This window comes from Vogesella mureinivorans (genome assembly GCF_007644035.1).
GTDB lineage: Bacteria > Pseudomonadota > Gammaproteobacteria > Burkholderiales > Chromobacteriaceae > Vogesella > Vogesella mureinivorans.
Window position 1 is genome coordinate 1 of record NZ_VMTV02000588.1, and the last position, 374, is coordinate 374.

Annotated in this window: 1 protein-coding gene; it reads left to right on the top strand. The window is 69.8% G+C overall.

The features are described from left to right. Positions 1-374: diguanylate cyclase domain-containing protein (locus FLQ44_RS16405; protein WP_147695273.1), on the top strand; the 374-nt coding region annotated here is incomplete at both ends.

Genomic DNA, 374 nt, shown 5'->3' on the forward strand with positions numbered 1-374 from the left:
GAGCTGCGCGAACAGATCCAGGCGCGCGAGGCGATCCAGGCCCAGCTCGAACACCAGGTGCTGCACGATGCCCTGACCGGCCTGCCCAATCGCGGCTACCTGCGCGACCGCCTGCAGCGCGTGCTCGGCCGCGCGCGCCGTCATCCCGGGCAGGAGTTCGCCCTGCTCTACCTCGATGTCGATCGCTTCAAGGTCATCAACGACAGCCTGGGCCACTCGGCCGGCGACGCCGTGCTGGTCGAGGTAGCCCAGCGCTTCCTCGGCTGCGTGCGCGAGAACGACGTGGTGGCGCGGCTCAGCGGCGACGAGTTCGCGATCCTGCTGGAGGACTACGTCGACCCCGACACCCCGACCCTGGTCGCCCAGCGCATCAT